The sequence below is a fragment of the Actinoplanes sp. NPDC026623 genome (genome assembly GCF_040638275.1).
GTDB lineage: Bacteria > Actinomycetota > Actinomycetes > Mycobacteriales > Micromonosporaceae > Actinoplanes.
On the sequence record NZ_JBEZXZ010000327.1, the window covers coordinates 1 to 5,906 of the forward strand.

The 5,906-nt window shown below is 71.0% G+C and carries 4 protein-coding genes; 3 read left to right on the top strand and 1 reads right to left on the bottom strand.

Features of this window, described 5'->3' with window-relative positions; genetic code table 11:
• Positions 1 to 132: 132 nt before the first annotated feature.
• Positions 133 to 1,452, bottom strand: coding sequence for a PHB depolymerase family esterase (locus tag AB0F10_RS43665; RefSeq protein WP_360640021.1), 1,320 nt, complete (start codon positions 1,450 to 1,452; stop codon positions 133 to 135).
• 165 nt (positions 1,453 to 1,617) lie between these two features.
• On the opposite strand from AB0F10_RS43665, the gene AB0F10_RS43670 reads away from it, so the two are divergent.
• The 3 genes from AB0F10_RS43670 to AB0F10_RS43680 all read left to right on the top strand — a co-directional run bounded on the left by AB0F10_RS43670 (position 1,618) and on the right by AB0F10_RS43680 (position 5,879).
• The gene (locus AB0F10_RS43670; protein WP_360640023.1) at positions 1,618 to 2,586 is read left to right on the top strand and encodes a PaaX family transcriptional regulator C-terminal domain-containing protein; all 969 of its coding nucleotides are present in this window, start codon (positions 1,618 to 1,620) and stop codon (positions 2,584 to 2,586) included.
• Between the two features lie 152 nt (positions 2,587 to 2,738).
• Entirely contained in the window at positions 2,739 to 4,304 is a 1,566-nt protein-coding gene (locus AB0F10_RS43675; protein ID WP_360640026.1) for a sigma-70 family RNA polymerase sigma factor, read from the top strand.
• A 279-nt stretch (positions 4,305 to 4,583) separates the two neighbouring features.
• The gene (locus AB0F10_RS43680; protein WP_360640029.1) at positions 4,584 to 5,879 is read left to right on the top strand and encodes an extracellular solute-binding protein; all 1,296 of its coding nucleotides are present in this window, start codon (positions 4,584 to 4,586) and stop codon (positions 5,877 to 5,879) included.
• The last annotated feature ends 27 nt before the right edge of the window (positions 5,880 to 5,906 follow it).

A 5,906-nucleotide genomic window follows, 5' to 3' on the forward strand; every position in this document is an offset into this window, starting at 1 on the left:
CGGACCCGTCGCCCCCCCGTTGGGCGGCCTATTTTTTTGTTACTCACCTGGGGTACACGAACGGCCCCCCCCTTTCGGGGGGCCGCCTTTCCCATGCCTTTTCGATCGATCAGCTGATCGCGAAGGGATTGATCAGCTGATCGTGCAGGGTGAGCCGTTGAGGGTGAAGGCGGCCGGCCGTGCGGTGTTTCCGGTGTGGGTGGCCTGGAAGCCGATGCCGACGGAGCCGTTCGCCGGGATGGTCCGGTTGTAGGCGACATTCCTGGCGTTCACCGCGCCGGAGGCCGGCGAATAGGTGGCGTTCCAGCCGGAGGTGATGGTCTGCCCGGTGGGCAGGGTGAAGGCCAGGGACCAGTCGTTGATCGCCGTGGTGTCGGTGTTGGTGATGGAGATGCTCTCGGTCAGGCCGGTGTTCCACGCGTTCACCTGGCTGGTCACCCGGCACCTGGCCGAGCCGGTCGGCGGCGTGGACGGCGGCGTGGACGGCGGCGTGGACGGCGGTGTGGACGGCGGCGCGCCGGTCAGGTCGAAGAATCCGATGGCATACGCGGCCATGCCGCTCTGCGGGAGGCTGTGGCCGGCGCCCTGGATGCTGTACGCCTCGACCTGGACGGCGCCGGCGGCATCGGCGTAGCGGCGGCGGCTCCAGCCGGACTGCGGGGTGTCGGTGGATGTCGGCGTCTGGCTGAGCCCGAACACGTTCGTCCACTGCTCGATCTCCTCCTGCAGCAGCGGGTACGGCACGAGGGTGTCGGCGGTGCCGTGCCAGAGCTGCACCCGCGGGCGGGTACCGGCGTATCCGGGGTAGGCCTGGCGGACCGCGTCGCCCCACTGCTGTGGCGTCCGGTCCATGGAGCCTCCGGTGCACTTGCTGGCGCCGGGTGGATAGTCGGCCGCGTTGGCGAAGCAGTTGAACGGCACCCCCATGAACGCGGCCCCGGCCTTGAAGACGTCCGGATAGAGGGCGAGCATCTCGTTGGTCATCATGCCGCCGGACGAGCTGCCGGTGGCGTAGACGCGGTTCGGGTCGCCGCCGTAGTGCTGCTCGGCGTAGGTGACCATCGAGACGATGGAGACGGGGTCGCTGCCGCCACCGCGGCGCTTGGCCGCGTCCGACCAGGTGTCGAAACACCTGCCGAAGCCGGCCTCCTGCATGGCGGACGGGTAGATCACCAGGAAGCCGTAGCGGTCGGCCAGCGAGGCGAACTCGCTGCCGGAGTAGAAGCCGGGGCCCGAGCCGCCGCAGCCGTGCATCGCGACCACGATCCCCGGATTGGCCGGGCGGGACTCCGGAACGTAGATGTGCATCTGCATGCCGCCCGGGTTGTCCCCGAAGTTCGTCACCTGCACGAGGGACGCCGCGAACGCGGGGGTGGCCGCCGGCACGGCGAGGGCGGCCGCCGCCAGTGACGTGGCGGCGGCGAGCAGGAGGACCCTGCGTCTGATCTTCATTGCCTGACTCCTCTTCGCCCTTCGGTTCGAGCCTCGTATGACACTTAGCTTGCGTCGGGGTGAGGAAACTGTCAATCGATGGTTCTCGATCGAGTCCGGGGTCTCGAGCGGATGCCGTTACTGTCGGATCTCAATGTCCGCCGAGCCCTGCCGGGAGCCGTCGCAGTGACAAACCCGTACGACATCGAGGAGATCTTCCCGGACGACGACGCCGGGCCGGTGCGGCTTCCCCGGCGGCAGTCCGGCAACTCGCCACAGGGCCTCGCCGTGACGTTGCTGGCCGACTACACCCTGCGCAGCCGGGCCCGGCTGCCGTCGGCTGCCGTCGTGGCACTGCTCGCCGAGGCCGGCGTGAGCCACGCCGGTGCCAGGACCGCCATCAGCCGGCTCGCCCGCCGTGGCGTGCTGGAAGGCAGCCGGCAGGGACGTAACAGCTTCTACCGCCTGACCGAGGCCGCCGCCTCCTACCTGGCCACCGGCGGCAGGGCGATCGCCTCCTCCGCCGCCGGCGGCCGGCCGTGGGACCGGCACTGGACCCTGATCGCGTTCTCGCTGCCGCAATCGGAGCGGACGCGGCGGCGGGCGCTGCGCAGCCGGCTGCGGTGGCTGGGCTACGCGCCCCTGTACGACGGCCTGTGGATCTCGCCGCGCGATCTCACCGGTCAGGTCAAGGCGCAGCTGGCTCAGCTCGCACTCGGCGCCATGACGGTGTTCCGGGCCCGGCATGTCGGCCTCGACACGGCGATCGGCCGCAGCCCGCTCGATGCGTGGGACACGGCGGCGATCGCCGGACAGTACGAGGGCTTCATCCGGCGCTGGGACCCGCTGCTGTCCCGCATGCCCATCACCGGCGCCGAGGCGGTCCGTGCGCGCACCGAGGTCATGGACACCTATCGGCGCCTGCCGATCATCGACCCCCAGCTGCCCGTCGAACTGCTTCCGCCCGGATGGTTGCGCAACCGCGCCGCAGACCTGTTCGGCGCGGTCTACGACGGCCTCGCCCAGCCCGCGGAGGACCACGTCAAGGCCGTCGCGGGCCGCTTCACCACCGGAGCGCTGCCCGGCGTACGGGCGCACATCGTCACGGATCTGCTCGCCGGTCTGCCGCAGGACCAGATGTCACCGGGATCCTGACAGGCGGGACTTCTCGGGTTTTCCGTTATCTGGCCGGATCCACAAAGGTCCCCGGCGATCTTTGAAAAGGAGACTTGACGCCCGCCCGCCCATCACGCACATTGATGCGTCGGCGCTGGCAGCCGATTCTCGATCGACGACGGTGATGTGACATGCGAGCTGGCGGCACGCTCGAAACGAGCATGGTGAGCGCCGCCCAGGCGGGTGACCGGCGGGCCCTGGACGAGCTGGTGACGACCAGCCTGCCGCTGGTGTATTCGATCGTCCGGCGGGCACTGGACGGCCACGACGACGTCGACGACGTCGTGCAGGACGTCATGGTGCGGGTTCTCGGCCGGCTCGGCGCACTGCGCCGGCCGGAGAGCTTCCGTTCCTGGCTGACCGCGATCACCGTGCACCAGGTCGGCACGCATCTGCATCGGCGCAGGGCCGCCGTCCGGCGGTCCGCGCCCCTGGACGAGGCCGCCGGCGTGCCGGATCCCACCGCGTCGTTCGAGGACGTGACGGCGCTGCGGGCGGACCTGTCGGCCCAGCGTCGCCAGGTCGTGCACGCGGGTCATTGGATGGATCCCGACGACCGCGTGCTGCTCTCGCTGTGGCTGCTCGAACTCGCCGGCGAGCTGACCCGGGCCGAGGTGGCGGCGGCGATCAACACGAGCGTGGCGCATGCGGGCGTACGGGTGCAGCGGATGCGGCAGCAGCTCGAGGTGAGCCGCGAACTGGTCGCCGTGCTGGAGCGCGGCCAACGGTGCGCGGGCCTCGACGCGGCGATGACGGACTGGGACGGCGTGCCGAGTCCGCTGTGGCGCAAACGGCTTGCCCGGCACATCCGGTCCTGTGGCGTCTGCGCCCCGGCCGCGGCGGCGAGGATTCCGGTGGAGCGGCTCCTGCTGGCGTTGCTGCCCGTGCCGGCCGGGCTGGCCGTCGCCGTGCTGGCCAAGAGCGCCGCCGCGCTGACGGCCACGTCGTCGGCGGCGGCGGTGGCGGTCGGGGCGTCGGGTACGAAGGCGGGTCTCCTCGGTCAGCTCGTGCAGACCCTCGTGGCCCACCCCATCGTGGCGTCGGTCGCGGCGTGCACCGTGGCCGTGGGCGCCACCGTCACGGTGACGAACCTGCCCGGCCCGGCTCCGCGCTCCCCCCGGGTGGTCGCGGCGCCGCCGTCGGCTCCGGTACGGGTGCCGCCGCCGTCGACGGCACCGGCCGCGCCGAGCCGCCGCCCGACGTCCGCCACGACGCCGCCGCCGGCCGCGACGCCGTCCGCCAAGGCGGTGGTGCCGGTGCCCGGACGGCCCGTGTCGCTGGAGTCCGCCGCGGACCGGCCCGGCCAGTTCGTCACGACCGTCGACGGTCTCGGCGTCCTGACACCGGTCCCGGCGGGCAGCGACGCCACGCTGCGGCGGCAGGCGACCTTCACCGCGGTCGCCGGCCTCGCGGATCCCGCCTGCCTCTCCTTCCAGGCACCGGACGGCCGCTACCTGCGGCACTCCTCGTGGCGGCTGCGCCTCGACCCGAACCAGGGCACGGCGCTGTTCCGGGGGGACGCCACCTTCTGCGCCCGGCCCGGTACGCCGGCCGGCACGATCACCCTCGAGGCCTCCAACTATCCGGGCTGGTTCATCCGCCCTCGCGCCGGCGAGGTGTGGGTGGACCAGACGGACGGCACCGCCGCCTTCCGGGCCGGCAGCTCGTTCCGGGCCCGGCCGGGGCTGGCGGACTGAGCCAGCGGGATCCGCGGCCTGCCGGCCGATGGGGACGGCCGTCCGTAATGGTCGCTCATAACAACTTTTCAGCGCTCAATTTGGTTCCGAAATTATCGGTCTGTTCCCGAACTTTCCGCGGTTGCAATTGATGGAAGACGGTCTTGACCGGCCGGACACGTCGCCGTAACGTGCGCTGCAGTAGGGAAATGGCGCCGATCAATGTCTCGTAACTTTCGGTGCGCCCATTCTTTCAATGCTCGATGACTCCTGCCCTGAATATGCGAAGGAGGCTGGATCATGCCCACGATCCGGTTAGGTCGGCGGTCGGTGCTGGGTCTCGCCGGCGCCGGTGCCATGAGTGCGGTCCTCGGCGCCTGCGGCGACGGCGACGAGAAATCGTCCGGATCGAGCGGGAAGATCCGCTGGTGGCACATCGCCAACACCGACCCGATGCTCTCGGAGTGGGCGGCGATGGCGAGCCGCTTCTCCGCCGCCCACCCGGGCGTGAAGTTCGAGATCACCCCGCTCGAGAACGAGGCGTTCAAGACCAAGCTGACCACCACCGTCCAGGCCGGTGACCCGCCGGACATCTTCCACACCTGGGGCGGCGGAGTGCTGTTCCAGCAGGCCGAGGCGGGCATGGTCAAGGAACTCACGTCCGATGTCGCCGGCTGGCGCGACACGCTGATCCCGACCGCGCTCGACCCCTACACCAAGGACGGCAAGACGTACGCGTCGCCGGTCGACACCGGCATGGTCGGCTTCTGGTACAACAAGGAGCTCTTCGCCCGGGCCGGGGTGAGCTCGCCCCCGGCAACGTGGGCCGACTACCTGGAGGCCGTGCGCAAGCTGAAGGGCGCGGGCATCACCCCGGTCGCCCTCGCCGGCAAGGAGAAGTGGCCGGGCCACTACTACTGGGCCTATCTGGCCATGCGCATCGGCGGTCTGGACGCCCTGAATCAGGCCGCCGCCGACAAGAACTTCAACACTCCCGACTTCGTGGCGGCCGGCACCCGCCTGGCCGAGCTGGTGGCGTTGCAGCCGTTCCAGACCGGATTCCTGGCCGCCGGCTACTCCACCGCCGACGGCCAGGCGGCCACGGTCGGCAACGGCAAGGCCGCGATGGAGCTGATGGGCCAGTGGGCGCCGGTGGTCGAGCGGGACAACTCGGTCGGTAAGAAGGGGCTCGGCGACAAGCTCGGCTTCTTCGCCTTCCCCGCGGTCGACGGCGGTAAGGGCAAGGGTACGGACGTGTTCGGCGGCGGCGGCGGGTACGCCGTCGGCAAGGACGCCCCGCCCGAGGCGATCGAGTTCCTGAAGTACATCGCCCAGCCCGAGAACGCCCGCATCGAGGCCAAGACGGCCGGCGTCCTGCCGGTGGTGAAGGCGGCCGGGGACGCCGTCACCGACCCCAACCTCAAGCAGGTCGGCAGGACGCTCTCCGCCTCGACCGGATTCCAGCTCTACCTCGACCAGGCGTACGCCCCGGCCGTGGGTCAGCAGGTCAACGACAGCGTGGCCGAGCTGCTCGCCGGCAAGGCGTCGCCGGAGCAGGTCGCCGCGGCGATCACCACCGCGGCGAAGCAGGGCTGACCGCGGTGCTCACCGACGAGCGGCGGC